Consider the following 23,641-nt stretch of genomic DNA (forward strand, 5'->3'; position numbering starts at 1 on the left):
CTACTCACCCCTTTTAATATTTTCTTTCAAAATCTGCAGCTGAGCCTTGAGGCTGGCGTCCATGACTTTGTCCCCGACCTTGAGGACGATACCGCCAAGGATGTCCTTGTTGGTAGAGAAAGACAGTTCCAGCTTCTTGCCGGCCTGTTTTTCGAGGTTCGCCTGGATTGCAGATTTTCTTTCCTCGTTAAGTTCACCCACCGTGGTGAGTTCACCGGAGATAACGCCGGACACGACGTCAATCATGGCCTTGTAGTCAGAAGCGACGGCAGGAAGCATCTCAACCCGGCCCTTGTCAGCCATCAGGTCGCAGAAGTTCTTGACCATCGGGTCAACCGAAACTTTTTCGATCAACTGATTCAGCACAGATTTCTTTTCCTCGACAGAAAATGCCGGGTTTTTGAAGAAAGCTGTGGCCTCGGGAGCCTCACTGATGGAAGCGCCGATGGCGATCAGTTGCTCGCCGTACTTTGCTTGTTCTGTTTCGCTTTTGGCGGCGCCAACGGCAAACAGAGCTTTCGCATAGCGGCGGGAAACGACGTTACCGATCAATTGAGCACCACCTTTGTTAAATAGTCATCCACGAGCTTGTCGTGATCTTCGGCGCTCAGCTTTTCGGCAACGATCTTTTCGGCAGCCTCAATCACCATGTCGGCCATTTCGCCGCGAATGGTTTCGATGGCAGCCTGTGCTTCGTTGGAAGCGGTGCGCTTTGCCTGTTCGGTCAGAGCTTCGGCGTCCTTCTTGGCTTTTTCGATGATGCCGGCCTTGATGGCTTCGCCCTGAGCCTTGGCATCTTCGAGGATCTGCTGCTTTTCCTGCGCCATGTTGGCTATGCTGGACTCAACATCCTTAAGCTTCTTTTCAGCTTCGCTTTGACGGGACTGCAGATCGTCGAGATCCTGCTTGATACCGTCGCGGCGTCCCACGAAGAAGTCTTTGATTTTTGCTCCGCCAAACTTGTAAAGCAGTGCAGCAAAAATCGCGAAGTTGAGCATCCGAAGGCCATAGTTCATCACGTTTTCAGACGTGAAAACAGCGTGACCTTCCGCAGCGCTGGCAAAAGCGACAGAGGAGATAGCCAAAGCGGTCAGCAAGACCGCAAAAAACACATACATCCGTTTCAAGATGAAATCCTCCTCTCGTCTAAGCCTGGCCCAGGATCTTGCCTGTAGCCTGCTCAGCGTATTTGTCCACGTCCTTGGTCAGCTGTTCCATGGCGCCTTTAACCTGAGACTTAATCTCAGTGCGAGCTGCCTGGATGGTGCTGGATGCTTCGGTGCCGGCAGTGGACAACAGGGCCTGTTCTTCGACCACGCCTGCGTCCTTTGCAGCATTACGAATGTCTCCGGCTTCCTTGCGTGCTGTGATGAGTTGGGCTTCATAATCGGCCACTTTCGTCTCAGCATCTTCATTGAAACCTTCGATTTTCTCCAGCTGATCAGCCATCAACCCCTTGCGTTTCTTGATGATCTCGCGAATCGGCTTGATGAGCACGATGTTCAGCAAGAAGATCATAACCAAGAAGTTCAGGCCTTGGATAAAAATTGTTTTGTCAGGTAATACCATACCATATGCCCCCGATGAGGTTGTGAATTTTGGCGCAAAGTCATTGGGAATTACCCAATTTCAAGGGTTGTGTCAAAGGCTTTTTGCCTTTGAACACACTTGAAAAGTGCGCCTTCAAAACCGACTGTAACTGTTAGGAATCTTTTTTCGGTTTTACGTCCGAATTTACGTCGCGACTGCCCATGGCAAGCTCGCCTTCAAGTACCGCGCCTTCTTCGACAACAAGGCTCGGTGTCTCGATGTTCCCCTGCAAGTTGGCCGTTTTGTGCAAAACGACCTTGTTTTTTGCCTCAACTTCACCCTTAAGTCTGCCGGAAAGTACGAGCTGGCCTACCTTAATTTGCCCTTCCACAACGGCTTCCTGGCCGACAACCAGCGTTCCTTCGGACACCACTTCACCTTGAAAATTTCCATCAATGCGCACTGCGCCTTGAAAATGCAATTTCCCTTGGTAGTTGGTTCCGGCCCCCAAAAACGCATTTATCTCATCTCTCGCCATGAAAAACCGCTCCTGCAAAACCTGTTGAAGAAAATTGGGCTGGCCTAATATCAGATTTAGTTCTGTTTGAATAGGAACCGACGCATTGATACATTTAGCACAAGCCCGACAAGACAAAAATTAACCAGCGTCGCACTTCCTCCATAACTAATGAACGGAAGAGGTATTCCGACTACTGGCATAAGCCCGAGGACCATACCCGTATTAATAAGGATTTGCCAGAAAAAATAGAAGAACACACCGGCTGCGAGATAGGAACCGAATAATCCTCGTGCATCCCGCGCAATGACCACCATTTGATATAAAAATACGCAAAATAAGGCTAAAAGAAGGAGCGTCCCGAAAAATCCCCATTCCTCGCCGAGAACAGCCACGGCAAAATCCGTGTGACGTTCCGGTAAAAAACGTAATTGCGACTGGGTTCCTTGGAGAAAACCTTTCCCCCAGAATCCGCCAGATCCTATGGCTATTTCCGACTGGATAATATGATACCCTGCACCGAGTGGATCGGTTGTGGGATCAAGAAAGGTCATGATCCGTTGTTTCTGATAATCATGCAAGAAAAACCATGATAAAGGGAGGAGCGCCGGGATGGCTACCAAGGCTGTTTTGAAGACTTGTGGTGTCACGCCTCGGAACAGGATCATGCCGCCGAGTATCAGGAGGATGGACAGACCTGAACCGAGGTCAGGTTGTTTGATGATCAGTCCCGCCAGGATCATGCCCACGCCGAGTACATAGCCGAGCCGTATGAAACCGAGGGGTTCGCGTTCCTTTGAAAGGATGCGTGCACCAATGATTAGTATGGCGATTTTTGCTAATTCAGACGGTTGGAAATTCATAAATCCAAGATCAAGCCATCGACGGGCGCCGTAAATGGTCTTTCCCATGAAAAAGACGGCAATAAGAAGAATGACTGTGGTCCAGAATAATGGCCATGCCATGGTCTTTAGATGGCGGTAATCAAAGAACATGAACACGATCATGCCAAGGAGGCCCACCGTTCCCCACAAGAGTTGCTTGTGGTAGTAGGGGGCTAGGTTCATGCCTTCTTCAAGTCGGAATCCACTGGCGGAATAAAGGTTGAGAACCCCCACCAGAAAAAGGATGACGGCGATACCGAGCAGCGGCCAGTTGATGTAGAGCAGCAACCTGCGATCAATTGGCAACGGGCTTCTCCTTGGGTTTGAGGGACAGGGCGCGGACAGCTCTGGCCTTGGCTTTTCTGGCTTCTGGTTTCATGTGAATTTTCCCGTTGAATAAATATTCGATGCATGCCTTGATTATGGGGCCAGCTCCACTGCCGCCGTGCAAGCCATGTTCGATGAGTACGGCAATGGCGTAGCGGCGACCGTCCTTTTCCGCAGTGGCGGCCATCCATGCATGGTCACGAAATCTGTATGGAATTTCATCGTCTTTCAATTCTTTCAGTTCGTCTGTCAGTCGAACTACCTGAGCCGTGCCGGTCTTGCCACCCACAATAACGCCTTTGGTGCGTAATCGCCGACATGTGCCGCGATTATTATCGACAGTTTGGACGAGGGCTTTTTTAAGCAGTTCTATTTGTTCGGGAGAGAGTGGAATTTTGCCCTGAACCACGGTCTTTTCATCTTTGAGCAGCAATGGCTTGAGCAATTTGCCGTCATTAAGGATGCTGGCAAAGAACCTGACGACCTGAAGCGGAGTGACTAGTGTAAAGCCCTGGCCAATAGCCATATTCAGGTTATCACCACCTTGCCAACCTTCGCCGAATCGTTTGCGTTTCCATGCGCGGGTGGGGATGTTGCCTGATTTTTCATGGGGCAGACGGATGCCGGTCTTTTGTCCAAAGCCGACGGCCTTGGCGAACTCGCTCATGCGATCAACAGTCAGCTTCTTACCCATCTTATAGAAATATACGTCACAGGATTCTACAAGGGCGCGTTCCATATCAACGATGCCATGCCCTCCCTTTCTCCAGCAGCGAAAAATTCGTCGTCCGAGGCGGGTTTCGCCGGTACATCGAACAGTCTCTTTGGGATCAAGCATGCCATAGCTCAAACCGGCACCGGCAATGACGTGTTTAAAAATAGACCCGGGGGGGTAAACCGATTGGATAACGCGGTTTTGCATGGGGTGAAGAGGGTTATCCCGAAGTTTGGCCCATTGTTTGGAGGTCAGGCCTGATGAAAAGTCGTTGGAGTCATAGGACGGAGCGGTCGCCAAAGCCAGGAGTTGTCCGGTGTCGGCATCCATGACAGCTACGGCTCCTGCTTCCTCTTCCAGCCAGTCCATGGCCAGCCTTTGTAGGCCCAGATCCAAAGAAAGTGATATTTCATGCCCGGCCCGGGGGTGCTTGAGAACACGTTCCTGCAACCGACGGCCTGTCACATCCACTTCGTATTGTGTCAGCCCCTTGATGCCGCGCATGCGGTCTTCAAGCATGAATTCAATGCCCTGTTTGCCTACGGTATCACCAAGGGCGAGCTCTGGGTTTTTCGACAACTCCTCTTCGTTCGCTTCGGACACATATCCGAGGACATGCGCCAGAAGTGTGCCGTACAGATACAAGCGGCGTGGACGGAACTGAATTTCAAGGCCGGGCCAGCGCAGTTTGTTTGTCTCGATGACGGCCAACTGGTCAAAGGTGAGGTCCGGGACCAGAATGAGTGGCTCAAACGGTTTTACCCTTTTACGGTTTTTTTTGTAGAGGGCCTGGAGTTCCGTGAAATCCCGTCCGCTCCATTGGGCAACCTGATGCAGAGCTTTTTCTATGTCCGGGCAATCTTCACGAATCAGTCCGAGGGCATATGCAGGTTCGTTAATAGCCAACAGGTCTCCGTTGCGGTCCCGGATCAGTCCTCGCGGAGAAAAGATGGATTCCTGCCGCAACTGGTTGTCTTTTGCCTTGAGAGCAAATTCTTCGCCATGGTGGATCTGGAGGAACCAGAGTCTTACGGCGAACAGGCAGAAGAGCCCCAGAATGAGCATCTGGAGGAGCAACAGGCCTGCGCGGGGTGGCTGTTGGTCTGATTCGTTATAGAGATTTGACATTATGGCGCAGCCTTTGTGGATAGAAATAGTCTATGACCAGCCAGATTAAGAAAAATCCACCAGCCTGCATAGCTCCTTCTATGAGGAGTGGCTGGAAGGGTACGTCTAGGTTTGCCAGAGAGGATACGGCGTTGATCAGGATCGGGTGGAGTATGCCCAGGCCCAGTCCGAGGAGTGCCATGAATAGGAATGAGCGGGCTTCGAATAACCATTGCCCCATGAAATAGAGCGTGGTGATAAGGCCATACCAAGCCAGACCATAACCGAAGGGCAGATTGCCTGTGCCTTCGAGCAGCAGAATCCAGGTGATGATCAGGGAAATGGTGACAGTTGGTCTTTCTTCTTTTTGTAGAGAAAGAATGAGCCCGGCGGCAAAAAAGTCGATACCGGGTAGGGTCCTTTGACCCCATATTCCGAGAATTGTGTAGCCGCCCCACCAGAGGACGGTCAGGACGTTATTGGTCGGCGGCACCGTCTGCACCCTCCTCGCTGACAGGCGTCTGGTCCGGGAGTTTGCCGGGTGTGCGTTTGAGCAGCAGAATTTCTTCCAGGCTAGCCATGTCCACCAGCGGTTCCGCCATGACAGTGAGGAAGAGGGAAATATCGGAGCGCTGGATACGCGTTACGCGGGCGACGGGCAATCCTTTGGGGAATATGCCCGATAGGCCGGATGATAGCAGAAGTTCATTTGGCTCGATGGGCGCATTCTGGTTGATATATCGGAGAATAAGCTGTTTACCATACCCTTGCCCCGCAAGCATGGCCGGTGAGCGGTGCTGTGCGCCGATGACAGCGATTCGGCTGTTGGCATCTGTGAGCAGAAGGATTGTGGAGGTGGCGGCTCCTGTTCGTAAAACTCGGCCTACCACACCTTTTAGGGACACAACGGGCATGTCGTCTTCCACATCTGCACTGCTGCCTTTGTCCACGGCAATTGTGTCGAGTGCACCGGCAGGTCCCATGCGGTGAGCTATGACCCGTGCGCCGGAATATTCCCATCGATCGGGTGGTGTGAATTCGAGCAGTTTTTCCAAGCGTTCAGCGGAACGGGCCAGTGAGTGCAGGAGCATGTTCTCGCGTCTGAGCTCGGCAGCCTGTGCTGTGATATCGTCATTTTCCTGCTTGAGTCCAACCAGATAAATATAGCGGTACCATGAGTTGCTGACCTGATCGGCAACCCATATGCCGGGACGTAAGATAGCGCCGGAAACATCAAGTCCCGTATAGCTGGACAAGGCGTCAAGGTGCCCTGTGCGGAGATTCCACGTATACAATGAGAGGTATACGAATAATCCTGCAAGGATGATGACTGCTATTTTTTTAGGGCCTTTCACGCATGTGTCCTATCGAACAGTTAAAAAGCGCACGGTTGCCGTATTGAAGCAACCGTGCGCTGGTGAACAACTTGTGAGCTTGGTCACGCCGGATGCCGGTTAATCGGTCGTGACATCCTTATACAGATCGATGTTGTCCAGAGCCTTGCCCGAACCGAGAACAACCGCAGTAAGCGGGTCCTCGACAACGGTGATAGGCAGTTGGGTCTCGTGCTGTAACAATTGGTCGAGTCCTTTGAGGAGCGCGCCTCCACCGGTCAGGACAATGCCGCGATCAACGATGTCGGCAGCCAGTTCGGGTGGAGTCTGTTCCAGTGCGATACGCACACCTTGAACAATACCTTCCACCTGCTCGCTGATGGCCTCACGGACTTCCTCGGCAGTGATGGGCCGATTTTGTGGAATACCAGTGACCAAGTCGCGTCCCTTGACTTCCATGATCGGTTCTTGATCCCCCAGAGGGTACGCGGAGCCGATGTGAATCTTGATCTGTTCAGATGTGGATTCACCGATGAGCATGTTGTACTTGCGTTTAACGTGCTGCATGATCGCCTCATCCATCTTGTCTCCACCGATGCGAACGCTTCGGGCGTAGACAATACCGGACAGGGAGATGACGGCGATTTCCGTTGTGCCACCGCCGATGTCCACGATCATGTTTGAGGTCGGTTCAGTAATCGGCAGGTTCGCACCGATGGCTGCAGCCATTGGTTCCTCAATGAGGTAGACCTCGCGTGCGCCGGCACTCTGTGCCGACTCCTTGACTGCGCGTTTTTCCACCTGTGTAATACCGGTGGGTACGCAGATCATGATGCGAGGGCGGACCAGCCTCCTGGAATTGTGAACCTTCGAAATAAAATGTCTGAGCATGGCCTCCGTGACCTCGAAGTCGGCAATAACGCCGTCCTTCATGGGTCTGATGGCCACGATGTTACCGGGTGTGCGACCAAGCATTTTTTTTGCTTCGGCACCCACAGCCAGTACGGTTTTGTCGCCGCGTGAATTTTTTTTCACGGCAACGACGGACGGTTCGGACAGCATAACTCCTTTGCCTTTTACATAGACCAGCGTGTTTGCTGTGCCTAGGTCGATGGCAAGATCATTGGAGAAAGAGCCGATGATTCTGTTGAGCAGGTTACCCATGTATCCCCCGGTCAATGCGAAACTTTTATGAAATCCCTGTGTGTGGTGCGCGCTTCCCAAGAGAGGACAAGTGCGCTAGCGTACATTTTCAACAGAAGATTCGTACCAAATGAAACCCAGTCAGGCAATACGCTAGGCACGGTTTGACGGATTTTTCTCAACTTTTTCTAAAAAAAAGATGCATCGTACCTTTTCTCTTTCCACATATATGCGTCAAAGGTTTGGACAACGTGTTCAGAAAATCCCTCTGGACGCGGGATTCTCGTGTCCTAATCGCGACGGAACTATTTCTCGGCAGGGGTGTGTTTTTTGCAACCCTCTCGGTTCCGGTTCCGGCATGCGCGAACGAGGGTTGTCTCTGACTGAACAATGGGCCTTCTGGCGTGATATCCATCTGGGAACACACGGTATCGAACTTTATACAGCCTACCTGCAATCCTATTCCAACACCTACGGCCCGGTGGAGAAGCTGGCACAGACATTAACCGCGCTCGATGGTCTGCCCGGTTTGAAATCTCTTGCCCTTGGGACACGTCCCGACTGTCTGGATGCGGAAAAGCTTGATCTTCTTGCCGAGCAAAAGGATGCGTTGGGGCTGGCGGAGGTCGTTTTGGAGCTTGGTCTGCAATCTTCAAACAACGCAACGCTGACTCATATCAATCGAGGGCATGACGCTGCGGTCTTTGCCGAGGCTACGGAAGCCGCTGTTGCGCGTGGATTGAACGTTGTGGCTCATGTCATGGCTGGATTGCCGACTTCGGAAGGTCGTGAGGGGCAGGAAGAGCTTTTGGCAACCATCGAGTACCTCGACGCGCTTCCGATTCATGGCATCAAGTTTCACAACGTGTATGTGTGCCGGGGAACGCAGTTGGCGCGATGGTTTGAAGGCGGACAGTATGTGCCCATGACGCAGGCCGAGTTTTTGGAGAATCTGTCTGAGGCAATCATGCATCTAGATCCTAAAATCGTCATTCATCGCCTCAATGGGAATCCTCAAAAGGGAGAACTGCTCGCCCCGGACTGGGCCGCCAACATGCGCGGCATGCACAACGCTATTCGTGCGTATTTTAAAAAAAATGATGTCTGGCAGGGTAAGAAAAATGGCGCCGAAGACGGGCCTCCGGAGTGGTTTTCTCCAGACTTTGAGAGAGGACGGCTTTCATGAAACATGAACACGTCAGTCTGTCATGTGACACGATCTGTCCCTTTTGCGGGACGACGGTTCCGGGCGGTGCCAGTGTGTGCACAGGGTGCAAGGCTATCTATTGTATCCGAAGGCGGCTAGGAAAACTTGGTCTTTCTTTTTTTGTGGCAGGCCTTTTTCTTGGCTACACACTGTCGCCGGACCATGTGTTTTCTATCGCATTGTTTGTGTCGGCCATAGGGGCATTCTGCATGAATGTGCTCGACGCTCGTAAGCCTTTTTGGCTTCGATACGAAGTCTAATCAAAGTCCGGTTCTCACGGTTATTTTAATTGAGCGGCTATTTCTTTTGCCGTCAGCACTGAACATCCTACTTTTTCAAGATCAGCACAGTCCTTGTCCGTGATTCCGGCGATGCAGTCGTGCACGGCTACCACGCGCAGGTGGCAACTCATTGCGTCGTATATGGTCTGGCGAACGCAGTTGGCGAACCATGTCCCCGTCACAATCACTGTTTTGGCAGGAGCCTCCAGCAGGTACCATTCGAGTTGCGTCTTGTAGAAGGCACTCCAGCTTTGTTTGTAGAGAACACACTCTTTTGCGGAAATGCTTATCGGTGTTCCCCATTGTAGAACTTCATGGTCGATGACAGTTCCTTTCGGGAGGAGTCCGTCTGCTATTTGTGCCCCCCATGTGTCGGGAATGACGAATTCTGTTCCGTTTTCAAGCTGTGCTCGACGGCATGGTTCTGCTTTCTGTCCGTTTTGATTGTAAAGCCGCATGACATGGGCAATATGTTTGTGGGCTTTTCGAAAGGTTTCGATCAACGTTATGGTCTGGGGTAGGATTTCGAGGGCTTCGGGTCTTGAAGCCGTTCCTTCGGGCTGAACAAAGTCATTTTGCATATCAATGACGATAAGGGCGCAGGAATCGAAGGTCGGACAGGTGTGTGGGTCTTGCTGGAGCATGGTGGTTAAGGAGGGTTATGAAGTTTGTCGATTGAATCGAGGATGTGTGGCAAGGACAATGCCGCTGACGATGAGCAGGAAGCCTGCACCGTGAGCCCAGGTGGCTGATTCATTCAGGATGAAATAGGCTTCCACCGCGCAAAATACAGGCAGAGTATAATAGATAAATGAGGCCACGGTTGGGCCGATGATGGAAACGGCCTTGGTCCAGAGGGCATAGGACACGAGTGATGCGCCGATGCCGATGTACAGGACAGAGCCGACGACCGTGGATGTCAGGTTGAATTGCGGCGCGATGGATTGTTCGATTAATGCGCCCGCAATGAGAGGGAGCACTCCGATGAAAAAGGTCGTGCCGAGGTAAGCGTACGGATTGATTTCCTGTGGTTTTTTCTTGAGCAGGATGGAATAGACTGCCCAAAGGAATCCCGCACCCAACATCCAAATATCCCCGACATGGAAGGAAAGATCGCGTAAGATTTGGAGCTGGCCTCGTGTGACCAGTATCACGATGCCGGTGATGGAAATTACCAGTCCCATAGCCCGAAAACGGGTTATTGCTTCACCAAGGAATATCCGTGACAGGATGACCACGAATACCGGTGTGGTTGTGGCGATGAGCGACAGATTCAAGGCCTCGGTGGTGTGGCCGGCCTGATAAATGAGCGTGTTGAAGACTGTGACCCCGAACATGGCGGAGATCAACATGTGGCGCCAATGCTTGCGGATACGATCTCGTTCACGCCAGATGATGGGCGCAGCAAAAGGCAGCAGTACTATTGTGGCCGTGGACCAGCGCAAGGCGGCCAAGGTAACGGGTGGGAGTACGTCGCCGAGCCCCCGTGCAATGATGAAGTTGCCTGACCAAATGAGCGTAGCCAACAGAGCGCAAAGTGAGCCGAAGCTTTTGCTTGGAGTCACCCTAACTGACCACTTCGAAGCCGATCTTGGTGATGGCCTCCTTAATGGCTTCGGGTGAGATGGAAGCGTCTTCGGAGTAAGTGACTTCGCCTGAAAGCAAGTCGATGTTTATGTTTTTCGCGCCCAAAGCTTCCATGGCTTCAGTGACGGATTTGACGCAATGTTGGCAGCTCATGCCTTTGACTTTAACGATGGGCATAAAATGACTCCCTCTTTTATAGTGATGATTATCCGGCGTCGCCTTTAGAGCGCACCGAGATTCATTTTATCGGCGATGGCGGTCATGTTTTCGGACGTGATTTCCTTGTCCGAATCAAAACCGGCCATGCACAGGATAGTGAGACTTTTTTTGGAGTCAAGCAAGATCATTAGACCGCCGGAGCCGGGCATGCCGGGTTCGAAGAAGAAAGCCTTGTGCCCTTTGTATTCCAATACCTGTGCATCGGGCATTTGGCTTTCCTGATCCGAAGCCAGCGTAAACTGATAGTTCAGTCCATTGGCCTGCATGCCGACAAACGCGCTGTCTTTATCGGCAGCCGCACCGATTTCCTGACCATTGGGAATAGCCTTGGCAGCCTGTGTCTTGAGTTCCGCCAGATTCCAGTCACCGGCAAAAACAGAGGAACAGAGGCAGAGGACGGCCAAAAGAGTAAGAACAAGTGCGGACTTTTTCATGAAAGCTCCAAGAAGGTTGCGTTATGTACGAAAGAAGGACTTGTTCATACATAACGCAACCGAATATGCAAATAAAAAAAGTGATGTCTTTATTCGCTCTTGAAGAATCTCAGCCGTAAGGAGTTGGATACTACGGTCACGGAACTCAGTGCCATGGCCGTTCCTGCGATCATGGGATTCAGGGTTGGTCCGCCAAAGATATGCAATACACCTGCGGCCACCGGGATGCCGATGACATTGAAGGCGAACGCCCAGAAAAGGTTTTCCTTGATGTTGGTCATAGTTGCCCGTGAAAGTTTGAGCGCGGTCAATATGCCGTGCAGGTCGGATTTCATGAGCACCACATCGCCGGATTCCACGGCCACATCAATGCCTGATCCCATGGCGATGCCGATGTCGGCTTGTGCTAGTGCCGGGGCGTCATTGATGCCGTCGCCCACCATGGCGACCTTACGTCCATCTGCCTGAAGTCGGGTGATTTCTTCGGCCTTGCGGTCAGGCATGACACCAGCGATGACGGTGTCGATTCCGGCCCGTTCCGCAATGACCTTGGCATTTACTTCGCTGTCGCCTGTCAACATGACCGGGGTCAAGCCATTGGTTTTGAGCTTGGCGATAACTTCAGGGGTTTCACCGCGCATCTCGTCGGCAATGGCGAACAGGGCGTTGAGTTTGTTTTCGGACGCGAAGTAGACAACAGTCGCACCTTGTTTTTCATAGTGGCCTACGGCTTCTTCTGCGAATCCATCTTCACCGAAATTGCAGCCGTGTTCCTGCATGAAGGCCCAGTTACCAATGAGAATTTCTCGATAATCAATGGTCGCCTTAATGCCTTTGCCCGGAATTGTTTCAAAGGCTTTTGGTGTCGGATATTCGAGGTCTTTGTCCTTGGCATATCGGATAATAGCCTGTGCCAGCGGGTGTTCGGATTGGGATTCTGCGGCTGCAGCCAGATAGATGGCTTCAGTCTGGGCCATGGTGCCACGGACCATGGTGATGGCAGCCAGTTCAGGTCGACCGTGGGTCAGGGTCCCGGTCTTGTCGAAGACCACGGTGTCGAGGTCGCCCGCACCTTGCAAGGCTTGGCCGGATTTGATGAGTACACCGAGTTGTGCGCCGCGTCCGGTGCCGACCATAATAGCGACCGGGGTCGCCAATCCCATGGCGCATGGGCACGCAATGACCATGACGGCCACGAAAATACGCAGGCTGAACGGGAAGTCAGCTCCGCCGATGAAGTACCAAGCCAAGCCAGCCAGCAGAGCTATGAGCATAACTGTTGGTACAAAATAGAAACTGATGGTGTCCGCGAGATTGGCAATGGGTGCTTTGGACCCCTGTGCTTCCTGTACGAGTTTGATGATACGCGCCAACACGGTGTCTGCCCCCACGCGTTGGACTTCCATGGTCAATGCGCCGTGGGTGTTGAGCGTGCCTCCGGCCACAGTGTCGCCGATGTTTTTGCCTACGGGCATGGGTTCACCAGTAAGCATGGATTCATCCACTGAAGATTTCCCGTCAGCGACTATTCCGTCTACCGGAATACGTTCTCCCGGTTTGATCAGGAGCAGGTCTCCGGCTTCCACTTCTTCGACTGCGATGGATGATTGTTCGCCATCAACCAGCAGGGTGGCTGTGTCCGGGGTCAACTGCATGAGCGCACGAATGGCATCGGATGTCTTGAGTTTTGAGTGGGCTTCAAAATATTTGCCCATGGAAATCATGGCGATCAACACTGCGGCTGATTCATAATAGAGGTCCATGGCGTGCATGTGGACGTCACCGATGGAGCTGGCAATAGCGATAGTGTTCCATAAGGAATACAGGAAGGCCGCACCTGTGCCCATGGCTACGAGCGAATCCATGTTTGGGCCGCCACGCAACAGGGCCGGGATGCCTTGGAGATAGAAGTTTCGACCAGACCAGACCACGGGGAGGGTCAGTAGCAGTTGTGCCAGCGCAAAATTGAGCGGCGACTGCATGGGGTCAAGAAATTGTGGGAGCGGCATTCCCCACATGTGGCCCATGGACAGGATTAGCAACGGCAGAGCGAACAGAAAGGCCGGGATGAGTGCGCGTTTTTGGGTGGCGAGCCTTTCTTCGGCCTTTTTACGACGGGATTCGAAAAGAGTCGTGGTGTCGGACTGGACTTCCGAAGAGAATCCGGCGTCTGTAATGGCCTGCCTGATGTCTCGGCGGGAAATTTGTGTGGAGTCAAATGAGAAAGAACCAGTCTCGGCAGCCAGATTTACGGCCGCGATGTCTACACCGGGAAGATTGCCTATAACGCGTTCTATACGCCCGGAGCATGCTGCGCAATGCATGCCGCCCAGTGCGAGGTTGAGATTGGTCAATCCGCCTTCCACAGGGAAAACGGCCTCAAAGCCGAGGTCCTTGACGCGTTCGCCGATGGTTTTGGCAGTCACAACCTCGGGGTCGAATGTCAGGTCCATGGTCTCAGTAGCCAAGTTGACGTTTGCTGATTCCACGCCGTCCATATCACCAACAACGCGTTCAACGCGTCCGGAGCAGGCCGCGCAATGCATTCCATTAATCTGTACCAGAGTCTTTTTCATCGTTGATAATCCTTCTCAATGAGTTGGTGCACATAGTGCGCATTGAAAGAGAATTTGGCAAGAGGGAATATTAATTCCGTTTACTTGGCCGTTCTGACAAGTCTGAGAAGATCATAAGGATATTGTTTATCCAGTGATTCAAAGACTGGAGTCAGAGACGTGATTCCCTGTTTTTCAAAGGCCTTGATGGAAAGTCGAATGTTTTCGATTTCTTCGTCGGGCAAATCGATAACCGTACGGTAATCAATCTTGCCAAAATCCACGGCTTGTATGAGATGTCGCCATATGGAAGTGGGTTTAAGGCTGCGTTCTTTGGCCACCTGATCGATATCGCGGTGTTTCAAGAACAGGTCGAGAGATGTCTGCGCCGTATTGGAAAATTCGTTTTTTTTCGCTTTTTTCTTTTCTCGCTGTTCAAATCGCTCTTCCGGGATTTCTGCGACGTTGGCTGGGCGGCCATGCTCTTTCTCATGCCTTTTGAGGCCGGACAGGAACCGTTCGCCGAATCGGTCGAGTTTAACCTGACCAACGCCTGACATGAGGCCAATTTCGTCGAGGTCCTGTGGGCGATATTGCACGAATTCCAGAAGCGTCTTGTCCGGGAAAATAGCATAGGGCGGCGCACCTTGTTCTTCGGCCACTTTGAGGCGCAGGTCGCGCAATGCATCGAACAGGGCTTCGGCTTCCCATGTGTTGAGAATGTCCTCGGCCATGACCACACGCTTTTTCTTCTTGGACTTGCGAGGCAGGACCGGGTCGGTGCGGAGCCGGACTTCCTTTTCTCCCTTGAGCACGGGCCATGAATGTTCGTTCAGGGCCAATGCATTGAACCGTTCAAGGTCCACGGACACAAGCCCACTCGCCAGCAATTGGCGGTACACGGATTTCCATTGTTCCTGATTCATCTCTGTGCCGATGCCGAAGGTGGACACGCGGTTATGCCCGAATCGTGTGATGCGGTCGTTTCCCTTACCAACAAGCACTTGCGACAGGTAGTTGACGCCGAAGCGTTGTTCGGTGCGAAATATGTTGGAGAGCGCCTTTTGTGCGGCCTCGGTGCCGTCCCAAGTCTCTACAGGATTCAGGCAGTTGTCGCAGTTGCCGCAGGGCTCGATATGTTCACCGAAGTAGGCGAGCAGGGCCTGACGGCGGCAGGTTGCGGTTTCCAGAAAGGCGAACAGAGAGCCGAGTTTGGCGTGTTCGACCATTTTCCGTGTCCCGGCGGCTTCACCTGAATCGATCATGGAACGCAATACGGCGATATCCTGCATGCCGAAACACATCCACGCCGAGGCGGGTAATCCGTCGCGTCCCCCACGCCCTGTTTCCTGGTGGTATGCTTCCAGGGATTTGGGTGGTTCAAGGTGGCAGACAAACCGTACGTTGGGTTTGTCCACGCCCATGCCAAAGGCGACTGTCGCTACCATGATGACGCCTTCCTCGCGCATGAATCGGTTCTGATTGTGGGCACGATCTTGGGCAGACATCCCGGCGTGGTACGGCAGGGCGGTGAAACCGTTCTTTTGAAGAAATTCTGCGGTTTTATCCACTTTCTTACGGCTTAAACGATAGACAATGCCTGCGTCATTGGGGTGGTTTTCCTCAATGAATCGCTTGAGCATGGACGTGGCGTTTTTTTTGGGCACCACTGTATATGTGATATTGGGTCGGTCGAATCCGGTGGCAAATACTTGCGCTTGTTCCAGTTGCAAATTGCGGATGATATCCGCCTGCGTCGGTTCGTCTGCGGTAGCGGTCAAGGCCAGACGCGGCACGTTTGGGAACCGTTCCTTGATGACGGACAACTGCATATATTCTGGCCGGAAATCGTGCCCCCACTGGGATACGCAATGCGCTTCATCAATGGCGAACAGGCACGGGTTGCACCGGGACAACATGTCAAGGAAGCCTGGTTTGCAGAGCCGTTCCGGGGCTACATAAAGCAGGTCGAGCTGGCCGTTTACGAGCATTTGTTCGATGTCGTAGGCCGTGTTCGGATCAAGGGATGAGTTGAGACAGGCCGCACGCACTCCCATCTGCGTCAGTCCTTGTACCTGATCTTGCATGAGTGCGATGAGCGGGGAGACACAGATTCCTACCCCGTCACGTAGCATGGCCGGAATCTGGTAACACAGCGATTTGCCGCCGCCTGTGGGCATGAGTACCAATGAATCGCCGCCGCGCATGGCGTTGTCGATGATTGGCTCCTGCAACCCGATAAAGTCGGTGAATCCGAAGACGGAAGAAAGTATTTCGCGAGGCGACGATATGGGGGAAGATGTAGGGGAGGACATGGGGAGCGAGACTATGGCAAAGGGTCGCTCAAGGCAATGAAAAGCCTAAACCACACTCGCCAGCATGGCGCCAGGTGGCGGTAGAATTTGTGCTGTGCTTTTGGCGTAGGCTGAAAGTGCGGCCTTGATACGGCTCTTGGGCGGTGTCTCGGTGGAAACTGTCTCGGGGTGCCGTTCGCGGTAGTATGCGCCATCCGCGCCGACTTTGGCACGCAGGTTTTCTACTTCGGCTTCAGTCTCAAAGGCTCGGGCTTTTTGATTTTGTTGACGAACGTCACGTGACAGGGACGGATCGAAGACTGTTTCTTCCTGCTGATAGTCCAGGCCGAACTTACCCAGGCGAAAACCGAAAGACGTGGTTTTCGTCGTTGCCTGTGGTTGTACCTGCTTTTTTACGGGCCGCTTGTCAGCAAGGTCCGATGTTTTGCGGTACTGTTCTGATGCGTGGCCTGTGATGCGCACGATCGTCTCCTACGACTTGGTTGCCAGCCTTTTTTTGTGTACAAAAAAAGGCCGTGGCGATTCCCATCGCAGCCCGGCCATCCCTGTGACTTTCGTCACGCTCAATCCAGAGGGACCCGTGGTTTTCCGCTTCCCATCCGTGGGAGTTGGCAAACTTCACTCAGTCATTCGAACTATTACTATAATCATTTGGTTGATTTTTGACAACCCCGTCCATAAGGGGCTACTAGCAAAGACCCTGTCACCGAATACCATTCGGGCTTTGGCGAGGGATACAGAGAGTCACTTCAACACGCGAGAAAATTTGAGATGGGTTACGAGATTTTAGTCAAAGAAGAGCTGATCCCGGGACAGACCACCCTGATGGTTATTGATGCGCCCCAGGTCGCCAAAAAAGCCAAGCCCGGAAATTTCGTTATGCTTCGGACCACCGAACACGGCGAGCGTATTCCGTTGACCATTGCGGATTGCGATAAGGGAAATGGCACAATTACCATTGTTTATCTTGTAGTGGGCAAAACCACTGCCGAGATGAATACGCTTAATCAGGGTGATGTGCTTATGGATGTGTGCGGCCCACTCGGCAAGCCTACACATATCGAAAAGTCCGGGACTGTTGTTTGTGTTGGTGGCGGCACTGGTATTGCGGCCATGCACCATATTGCTAAGGGACACGCTGCAGCCGGAAACCGCGTTATCGCCATTATTGGCGCACGTTCCAAGAACCTACTTCTCTTTTGCTCCGAACTTTCTTCGTTCTGCCCCGAGGTTCGCATTGCCACGGATGATGGCAGTGAAGGCCACAAGGGATTTGTCACCGAGGTTCTGAAGGATATCCTTGAAACCGAAGATGACGTAGCCGAAGTGGTCGCTATTGGTCCGGTTCCCATGATGGAAGCGGTTTGCAACGTAACCAAACCCTTTGGCACCAAAACTACCGTATCCCTCAACTCCATCATGGTGGATGGCATTGGTATGTGTGGAGCCTGTCGTTGTTCCGTGGGTGGCAAAACACAGTTCGCCTGTGTGGATGGCCCGGAGTTTGATGGTCATGAGGTTGATTTTGCTGAATTGAAAACACGTTTGTGGCAGTTCAAGGAACAGGAAGGGGAATCCATGGAACTGTTTAGCAGGGAGTGCCAGTGCAATGGCGGAAAATAAGAAGAAGACAGTCTGCGCTCGGACACCCATGCCGCATCAGGACCCGATTCAGCGCGGGAAGAATTTTGACGAAGTAGCCCTTGGTTATTCTCGTGAACAGGCCCTCATTGAAGCCGGGCGGTGTCTGCAATGCAAAAAACCGCTCTGTCAGGAAGGTTGTCCGGTCAATATCGATATCAAGGGTTTTATTGCCCATCTGGTGGATGATGACCTTAGTGGTGCCTATGGCATTATTCGCAAGACCAACTCCTTGCCTGCGGTCTGCGGTCGAGTCTGTCCGCAAGAGACCCAGTGTGAAGGTAAGTGCATTCTCGGCAAGAAATATGAGCCAGTGGCTATTGGGCGGTTGGAGCGGTACGTGGCCGACACGTATGCCGCAGAATCTGCCTGTGAGGAAGTGACTGATTTGTCCACCTGCGCCTTGGAGCGCGAGGACCTTAAGGTTGCCTGCATCGGTGCGGGACCGTCTTCTCTGACCGTGGCTGGGTATCTGGCTGGACGTGGTATCAAGGTGGATGTCTTTGAGGCACTGCATGAGCCGGGTGGTGTGCTTATTTACGGCATCCCAGAATTTCGTCTGCCCAAGTCAGTAGTAGGTCGTGAATTGGACGGCTTGCGTGAACTCGGTGTTACCTTCCGTACCAACTGGGTGGGTGGCAAGACCATCACCATTCAGGATTTGTTTGAAGAAGGCTACAACTCCATTTTCATCGGTGTGGGGGCCGGTCTGCCACGCTTTCTGAACGTCCCGGGCGAAAATCTTGTCGGCGTATTTTCGGCCAACGAGTACCTGACTCGCGTCAACCTCGGTCGGGCTTATGATTTCCCCAACTATGACACCCCGGCCTACAATGCGCGGCGTGTGGCTGTGCTTGGCGCAGGTAACGTGGCCATGGACGCGGCCCGGACCGCTTTGCGCATGGGAGCTGAAGAAGTATCCATTGTCTACCGACGGTCCGAGGACGAAATGCCTGCCCGTCGTGAAGAAATTGAACATGCTATCGAGGAAGGCATCCAGCTTCGCTGTTTGTGTGGCCCAGTCTCTTTCCATGGCGACAATCAGGGACGGCTCAAGGCCATGACCGTGCAGAAGATGGAGCTCGGTGAACCTGATGATTCCGGTCGTTGTTCCCCGGTCTGCATTGAGGGAGCGACTGAACAGTTGCCCTGCGATATGGCTATTATCGCCGTGGGCACTCGTCCGAACCCGATCTTGCTGGAAGCGACTCCCGACCTTGCCCTAAACAAGTGGGGTTACATTGAGGCTGATGCCGAAACCGGTGAAACTTCCATCCCCAATGTCTTTGCTGGTGGTGATATCGTTACTGGCGCGGCCACGGTCATTTCGGCCATGGGCGCAGGGCGACGTGCAGCCAAGATTATTGCGAGCAGATTGTTGTAAGCGATTAGCTAATTTCGCGTATGAGCCGCCAGACCGAAGTATCGGTCTGGCGGCTTTTTTTGTTGGAGTGAAAGTGGGCCGTGGAATGTATTCGTAAGTATAAAATAGAGCAGATAGGTATACTTTTATTCCATCTTGACAAGAAGATACCTCCAAACTATTAGCGATAACGACTTTCATTTTCATTTATGAAAGCTCAAGTTTGCAACGGTATCATTTTCAACGGTTGATGGAGGATGTGTATGAAATTTAGAATGTTGTTGGCAGTGGGAGTACTGTGCGTTTGTGTCGTACAGGCCCATGCAGCAAAGGAAAGCTGCATTGATTGTCATGGTAAAGACAATCCGAAATTGGTTGTGGATTGGGAATCCTCGGCTATGGCCAAAAAAGGTATGGGGTGTGAGGATTGCCACGGCACGGAACACGATGGACCGACGAATGTGGAAAAATCCGTACTGCCGACAATCAAACAATGTTCCAAATGCCATGAAAAGCAAGCCAGTCAATTCATGCTTGGCAAACACGCAAGAGCTGAGGAAGCTCTCAGTATTCCACCCATGGGCAAGAAGGTGAACAAACAGGCTCCGGTCGTTTTCAGACGCGCCTGTGCAACGTGTCATCAAGAAATATGCAAGGGTGGTGGACAATGTGATGCGTGTCATTCCCGGCATCGTTTTTCGGCAGAAGAAGCCCGTAAGCCGGAGGCATGTCTCCCGTGCCATATGGGTAACCATCCTCAATATGAAGCCTACGGATTCTCAAAACATGGTGCGCTATATAAGTCGCGCGGGCTTGATGATGCCGTTCCCACATGTGCGACATGTCATATGTCGAAAGGCGATCACATGGTGAAAACCAGCTGGGGTTTCTTTGGTATTCGAGGTGAGGAGCCTGATAAGAAACAGGCCGCCATTCAAAAGAAAGTCAAGAAATCATTATCCATGCTTGGCCCTGTGCTTGCGCCGGATAGCTTTCGTCCGGATATGGCCCAATGGAACGAACGTCGTGAAGCCATGCTTGATATTTGCGCCGATTGTCACAGTCGCTCCCATGCCAAAGGTCATTTGGAAGAAGGTGACAAAGTCGTTACTCAGGCCAACAAGATGGCGTCAGGATTAATTTTTGCAGCCGATGAATTGAAAGCCATGGGGGAGTTGAACCAGAAGGAATACTTCTGGCTGATACGGGATAAAATGCATGCACAGCGCATGGGAATGTATATCAACGCCTTTCATCAGAACCCGGAAGGCGTGCTCCTTGATTTTATTCATTTCAAGCGCGAAACCATGGCCTTGAAAAAAAACATACAGCAAAAGAAAGAGAAGAAGTAAAGACAACGCGTGTTGTTCGCGGTTTTAACCTTCCACCGCCAGATTGAATTATCGGTCTGGCGGTTTTTTTGTTGGCCTGACGTAACTTCTACTGCGCTTCGAACGATAATAGTAAGACAGGAGACCTTTATGATTCGTATCGGAGTTTTGAGTGCGTTGTTGTGCCTGTTTGCTTTGAATGGACCGGCTTTTGGCGGCTCCTATCCCATTGTGGACACGGGGCAGAACGGCTGTTTTGACAATCAGAGTCAGGCCAAATGTCCGCAACAGGGTGATTCCTTCAACGGGCAGGACTCTCAGTATAAAGGGAACGTGGCCCGCTACCGTGACAATGGTGATGGAACCGTGTCCGACCTTGTGACCGGACTGATGTGGGTCAAGGCTCGAGGATACAAATTGAGTTGGCGGACTGCCGTGAATGGTGCGCAGGTTTGTCGAGTTGGTGGGCATGACGATTGGCGTGCTCCTACCATCAAAGAACTCTATTCTCTTATGGATTTCAATGGATGGGTTCAAGGGAAGACGCAGGATTCCGTCGCTTTTATTGATACTCGATATTTTGATTTTTCATGGGGTAACACCCGAGCCGGTGCTCGTATCATCGACTGTCAGGATTGGTCGGCAACTCTTTATAAGGGGACGACTATGGGTGGTAGCCGGACCGCCTTTGGTGTCAACTTTGCGGATGGGCGTATCAAGGGATATCCGACCATGGATCGTGGCACTCGCCATGACAAATATATTCGTTATGTGCGTGGCAATTCCGATTATGGCAGGAATGATTTTGTGGACAATGGAAATGAAACTATTTCGGATAAGGCCACAGGATTGGTCTGGCAGAAAATTGACGACGGCAAGACTCGTAATTGGGAACAGGCTTTGTCTTATTGCGAGGATTTAACCTTCGCAGGACGTAATGACTGGCGACTGCCCAACATCAAGGAGTTGCAGTCTATCGTTGATTATTCGCGCAGTCCTACCGCAACAGGTTCAGCAGCAATTGATCCGATATTTGGTGTGACAGAGGTGGAATCCTATTTTTGGTCTTCCACCACACATTTGGACGGGCCAAAGCCCAGTCATGCGGCGTATGTCGCATTCGGACGCGCCATGGGGTACTTTGCACCGCCGAGGTCCAGTGCAACCAAGGAACTGATGGATGTGCACGGGGCCGGAGCACAGCGTAGCGATCCCAAGGCCGGTGATCCGTCACGCTATTCGCAGGGTCACGGTCCGCAGGGGGATGACATCCGTATCAATAATTATGTTCTTTGTGTGTCCGGTGGAGACGTGGAATATTACGAGCCGTCAAACGACCGTATCCCTGAGTGGAAGGGAGGGGCAGGCGGCGACCCAAATCAACCCAAGGGCAAGGGCCAAAGCCGACGAGGCGGTGTACCGCAAGAGGCTTTCGACGCATGTAACAGCAAATCATCTGGGAGCAGATGTTCGGTTCAGACTCCAAGAGGTACTGTTTCTGGCATCTGTGTGGATACAGATGAAGGAATAGTGTGTGTGCCCAGGAAAGGTGGTGGCAGGCGGTCTCGGCAGTAAATTGAATTCCCCTGACTCAACACCCTCCCAGTTTTGAGGCAGAAAACGGCGCACCATGATTTCATGGTGCGCCGTACTTTTTGTTTGGAATGCGATGTTAGGCTGAAGCGTCTGTATCTTCTTCGATGACCTTTTTCAGACGATCTTCAATCATCCGAATGTGGAGACGTAGGGAATAGATGTAATCCGTGTACGAGAGTGGAACCGAGGTTTCCAGAACCTTGCGGTCCATGCGTTCCAATTGGGCAAGCATTTTTTGGGCATCCTCAGTGTTTTTCATTTCATACGCTTCCATATCCAGCTTCTTAAGATGCTTGTACCACTTGAAAATACGGCGTCTGATCTGCCAACGGTACGCTGGTGGCGTGATCTTGAATAGCGGGAAGAGCAGTGTCAGCAAAGGGATAAGCAGGATTTTCAGTCTTTCCACAGTTATGGCGAGCTGGAACGGGAGATATCGCATGAGGAACGGAGGGCCGGATTTATAGAAATTCACGGCTTCGCTGCTGAGCGGGAAAAGTACGGATTCATCGTTCGGGAACGTGTCAGGCCGAGCAAACATGTCTCCTTTGGAATGGACTGAGTCAGCGGCCAGCAGGAACAGATATTTGATGGCTGGATGCAGGTCTTCCCGCACTACCAAGTTCGCCGAGGGGGCGAGTAGCGAGATGTCCTTGCTTGGCAGATTCTCTACCAGATCAATGCCGCCTTGAGGCAGTGTCAGTTTTTTTAAATAGTGATGGGTACGAGCATAAGTTTCGGCTCGTTGGAAGGAATACAGCGCAATCTTTTTTCTGGCATGAATGAGTTCATTCACAGCTTTTGAATCAATTCCGGCAATGGTCACCAGCGCATCTATTTTGCCTTTCATCAACAAGGGGATAGCTGCCGAAGCTCCGGCTTCCACCAATTTTGCGTCTTCGATTGTGACTTCATTTTCATCCAAAAGGGTGGTCACCAGATGATTGGTCCCGCTGCCTTTGGTGCCGACTGCGATGGTGTGGCCCTTGAGGTCAGCCAACGTTTTTATTTTGAAGTGTTTTTTATGGAACAGCCAGACGGGTTCGTAATAGAGGCTGCCCAGACTTTGTAGGGTCGGATGTTCCTCTGGGGTGGTGATGCCGCCCTGCATGAGCGCGGCCTGTACATCGATTTCCGGGTCGCTGATGCGTGCCAGATTGTCCATGGAGCCGTTGGTTTGGATGATTTCCAGTTCATACCCGTGTTTGGCGAAGAACGCTGCATATTGCTTGGCATATCCATGGTAGGCGCCGCCAGGGCCACCTGAAACAATGGTCACTTTGCTTGGCGGTAGTGGGTCTACGAATTGGAAGGCGAACCAGAGGGCGCCGGCCAGAACTCCTGCGGCCAGACCATAAATAATGACTGACATGAGCAGGTGGGACTTGAGCATCTTTATGAATTTGGCGAGGTATGGATTTTTCATGATTGAATGAATGTAAAGAAATCATGAAGAGGAGACAAGTCTCTTTATGTTTCGGGGTGGATGTCTTTATGGAGAGGCGTTGCGTGCTTCGCAGTAGGGATTCATTCGTCATTATTACAAAGGTATCGT

Annotated in this window: 23 protein-coding genes; 6 read left to right on the top strand and 17 right to left on the bottom strand. The window is 52.1% G+C overall.

What is annotated here, in order from left to right; genetic code table 11:
• The 9 genes from atpH to SYK_RS13200 all read right to left on the bottom strand — a co-directional run bounded on the left by atpH (position 1) and on the right by SYK_RS13200 (position 7,578).
• Entirely contained in the window at positions 1-552 is a 552-nt protein-coding gene (gene atpH / locus SYK_RS13160) for an ATP synthase F1 subunit delta (RefSeq protein WP_281760734.1), read from the bottom strand.
• A complete protein-coding gene (gene atpF, locus SYK_RS13165) occupies positions 549-1,118 on the bottom strand; it encodes a F0F1 ATP synthase subunit B (RefSeq protein WP_281763274.1) in 570 nt (189 codons plus the stop codon). The genes atpH and atpF overlap by 4 nt, the downstream gene beginning before the upstream one ends.
• A gap of 28 nt (positions 1,119-1,146) precedes the next feature.
• The gene (locus SYK_RS13170; RefSeq protein ID WP_281760735.1) at positions 1,147-1,569 is read right to left on the bottom strand and encodes a F0F1 ATP synthase subunit B; all 423 of its coding nucleotides are present in this window, start codon (positions 1,567-1,569) and stop codon (positions 1,147-1,149) included.
• A gap of 133 nt (positions 1,570-1,702) precedes the next feature.
• Positions 1,703-2,068: a bactofilin family protein gene (locus SYK_RS13175; protein WP_281760736.1), complete on the bottom strand. Its 366-nt coding sequence runs from the start codon at positions 2,066-2,068 to the stop codon at positions 1,703-1,705.
• Positions 2,069-2,124: 56 nt separating this feature from the next.
• Positions 2,125-3,237 carry a rod shape-determining protein RodA gene (gene rodA / locus SYK_RS13180; protein ID WP_281760737.1) on the bottom strand — a complete coding sequence of 371 codons (1,113 nt, stop codon included), beginning with the start codon at positions 3,235-3,237 and terminating at the stop codon, positions 2,125-2,127.
• The gene (gene mrdA, locus SYK_RS13185) at positions 3,227-5,101 is read right to left on the bottom strand and encodes a penicillin-binding protein 2 (protein ID WP_281760738.1); all 1,875 of its coding nucleotides are present in this window, start codon (positions 5,099-5,101) and stop codon (positions 3,227-3,229) included. Before mrdA ends, rodA begins: the two co-directional genes overlap by 11 nt.
• Positions 5,085-5,573: a hypothetical protein gene (locus SYK_RS13190; RefSeq protein WP_281760739.1), complete on the bottom strand. Its 489-nt coding sequence runs from the start codon at positions 5,571-5,573 to the stop codon at positions 5,085-5,087. The genes mrdA and SYK_RS13190 overlap by 17 nt, the downstream gene beginning before the upstream one ends.
• Positions 5,557-6,435, bottom strand: a complete 879-nt coding sequence (gene mreC, locus SYK_RS13195) for a rod shape-determining protein MreC (protein ID WP_281760740.1) — start codon at positions 6,433-6,435, stop codon at positions 5,557-5,559. Before mreC ends, SYK_RS13190 begins: the two co-directional genes overlap by 17 nt.
• Before the next feature lie 99 nt (positions 6,436-6,534).
• Entirely contained in the window at positions 6,535-7,578 is a 1,044-nt protein-coding gene (locus SYK_RS13200) for a rod shape-determining protein (protein ID WP_281760741.1), read from the bottom strand.
• Between the two features lie 178 nt (positions 7,579-7,756).
• Here SYK_RS13200 and mnmL point away from each other — a divergent pair, with 178 nt between their 5' ends.
• Both mnmL and SYK_RS13210 read left to right on the top strand, forming a co-directional pair.
• The gene (gene mnmL, locus SYK_RS13205) at positions 7,757-8,743 is read left to right on the top strand and encodes a tRNA modification radical SAM protein MnmL/YtqA (protein WP_281760742.1); all 987 of its coding nucleotides are present in this window, start codon (positions 7,757-7,759) and stop codon (positions 8,741-8,743) included.
• On the top strand, positions 8,740-9,024 hold the full coding sequence (locus tag SYK_RS13210; protein ID WP_281760743.1) for a hypothetical protein: 285 nt from the start codon (positions 8,740-8,742) through the stop codon (positions 9,022-9,024). Before mnmL ends, SYK_RS13210 begins: the two co-directional genes overlap by 4 nt.
• A 20-nt stretch (positions 9,025-9,044) precedes the next feature.
• On the opposite strand, the gene SYK_RS13215 is transcribed toward SYK_RS13210, so the two are convergent.
• The 7 genes from SYK_RS13215 to SYK_RS13245 all read right to left on the bottom strand — a co-directional run bounded on the left by SYK_RS13215 (position 9,045) and on the right by SYK_RS13245 (position 16,617).
• On the bottom strand, positions 9,045-9,689 hold the full coding sequence (locus SYK_RS13215) for a cysteine hydrolase family protein (RefSeq protein ID WP_281760744.1): 645 nt from the start codon (positions 9,687-9,689) through the stop codon (positions 9,045-9,047).
• 15 nt (positions 9,690-9,704) lie between these two features.
• The gene (locus SYK_RS13220) at positions 9,705-10,610 is read right to left on the bottom strand and encodes a DMT family transporter (protein WP_281760745.1); all 906 of its coding nucleotides are present in this window, start codon (positions 10,608-10,610) and stop codon (positions 9,705-9,707) included.
• A gap of 1 nt (position 10,611) precedes the next feature.
• A complete protein-coding gene (locus SYK_RS13225; RefSeq protein ID WP_281760746.1) occupies positions 10,612-10,809 on the bottom strand; it encodes a heavy-metal-associated domain-containing protein in 198 nt (65 codons plus the stop codon).
• 44 nt (positions 10,810-10,853) lie between these two features.
• Entirely contained in the window at positions 10,854-11,285 is a 432-nt protein-coding gene (locus SYK_RS13230; protein WP_281760747.1) for a hypothetical protein, read from the bottom strand.
• 89 nt (positions 11,286-11,374) lie between these two features.
• Complete coding sequence (locus tag SYK_RS13235) at positions 11,375-13,861, bottom strand: heavy metal translocating P-type ATPase (protein ID WP_281760748.1); 2,487 nt, start codon at positions 13,859-13,861, stop codon at positions 11,375-11,377.
• Positions 13,862-13,941: 80 nt separating this feature from the next.
• On the bottom strand, positions 13,942-16,155 hold the full coding sequence (recQ, locus tag SYK_RS13240) for a DNA helicase RecQ (protein WP_281760749.1): 2,214 nt from the start codon (positions 16,153-16,155) through the stop codon (positions 13,942-13,944).
• 45 nt (positions 16,156-16,200) lie between these two features.
• Complete coding sequence (locus SYK_RS13245) at positions 16,201-16,617, bottom strand: hypothetical protein (RefSeq protein WP_281760750.1); 417 nt, start codon at positions 16,615-16,617, stop codon at positions 16,201-16,203.
• Positions 16,618-16,926: 309 nt separating this feature from the next.
• Here SYK_RS13245 and SYK_RS13250 point away from each other — a divergent pair, with 309 nt between their 5' ends.
• The 4 genes from SYK_RS13250 to SYK_RS13265 all read left to right on the top strand — a co-directional run bounded on the left by SYK_RS13250 (position 16,927) and on the right by SYK_RS13265 (position 22,065).
• Positions 16,927-17,778 (top strand): sulfide/dihydroorotate dehydrogenase-like FAD/NAD-binding protein, encoded by an 852-nt coding sequence (locus tag SYK_RS13250; RefSeq protein WP_281760751.1) that lies wholly within the window; start codon positions 16,927-16,929, stop codon positions 17,776-17,778.
• A complete protein-coding gene (gene gltA / locus SYK_RS13255) occupies positions 17,765-19,180 on the top strand; it encodes an NADPH-dependent glutamate synthase (RefSeq protein WP_281760752.1) in 1,416 nt (471 codons plus the stop codon). The genes SYK_RS13250 and gltA overlap by 14 nt, the downstream gene beginning before the upstream one ends.
• 242 nt (positions 19,181-19,422) lie before the next feature.
• Positions 19,423-20,511 (top strand): multiheme c-type cytochrome, encoded by a 1,089-nt coding sequence (locus SYK_RS13260; RefSeq protein ID WP_281760753.1) that lies wholly within the window; start codon positions 19,423-19,425, stop codon positions 20,509-20,511.
• 129 nt (positions 20,512-20,640) lie between these two features.
• A complete protein-coding gene (locus SYK_RS13265; RefSeq protein WP_281760754.1) occupies positions 20,641-22,065 on the top strand; it encodes an Lcl C-terminal domain-containing protein in 1,425 nt (474 codons plus the stop codon).
• Positions 22,066-22,162: 97 nt separating this feature from the next.
• Here SYK_RS13265 and SYK_RS13270 read toward each other — a convergent pair whose 3' ends face one another.
• Positions 22,163-23,512, bottom strand: a complete 1,350-nt coding sequence (locus SYK_RS13270; protein WP_281760755.1) for a TAXI family TRAP transporter solute-binding subunit — start codon at positions 23,510-23,512, stop codon at positions 22,163-22,165.
• Positions 23,513-23,641: the final 129 nt, after the last annotated feature.

It is taken from the genome of Pseudodesulfovibrio nedwellii, from assembly GCF_027923765.1.
Classification (GTDB): domain Bacteria; phylum Desulfobacterota; class Desulfovibrionia; order Desulfovibrionales; family Desulfovibrionaceae; genus Pseudodesulfovibrio; species Pseudodesulfovibrio nedwellii.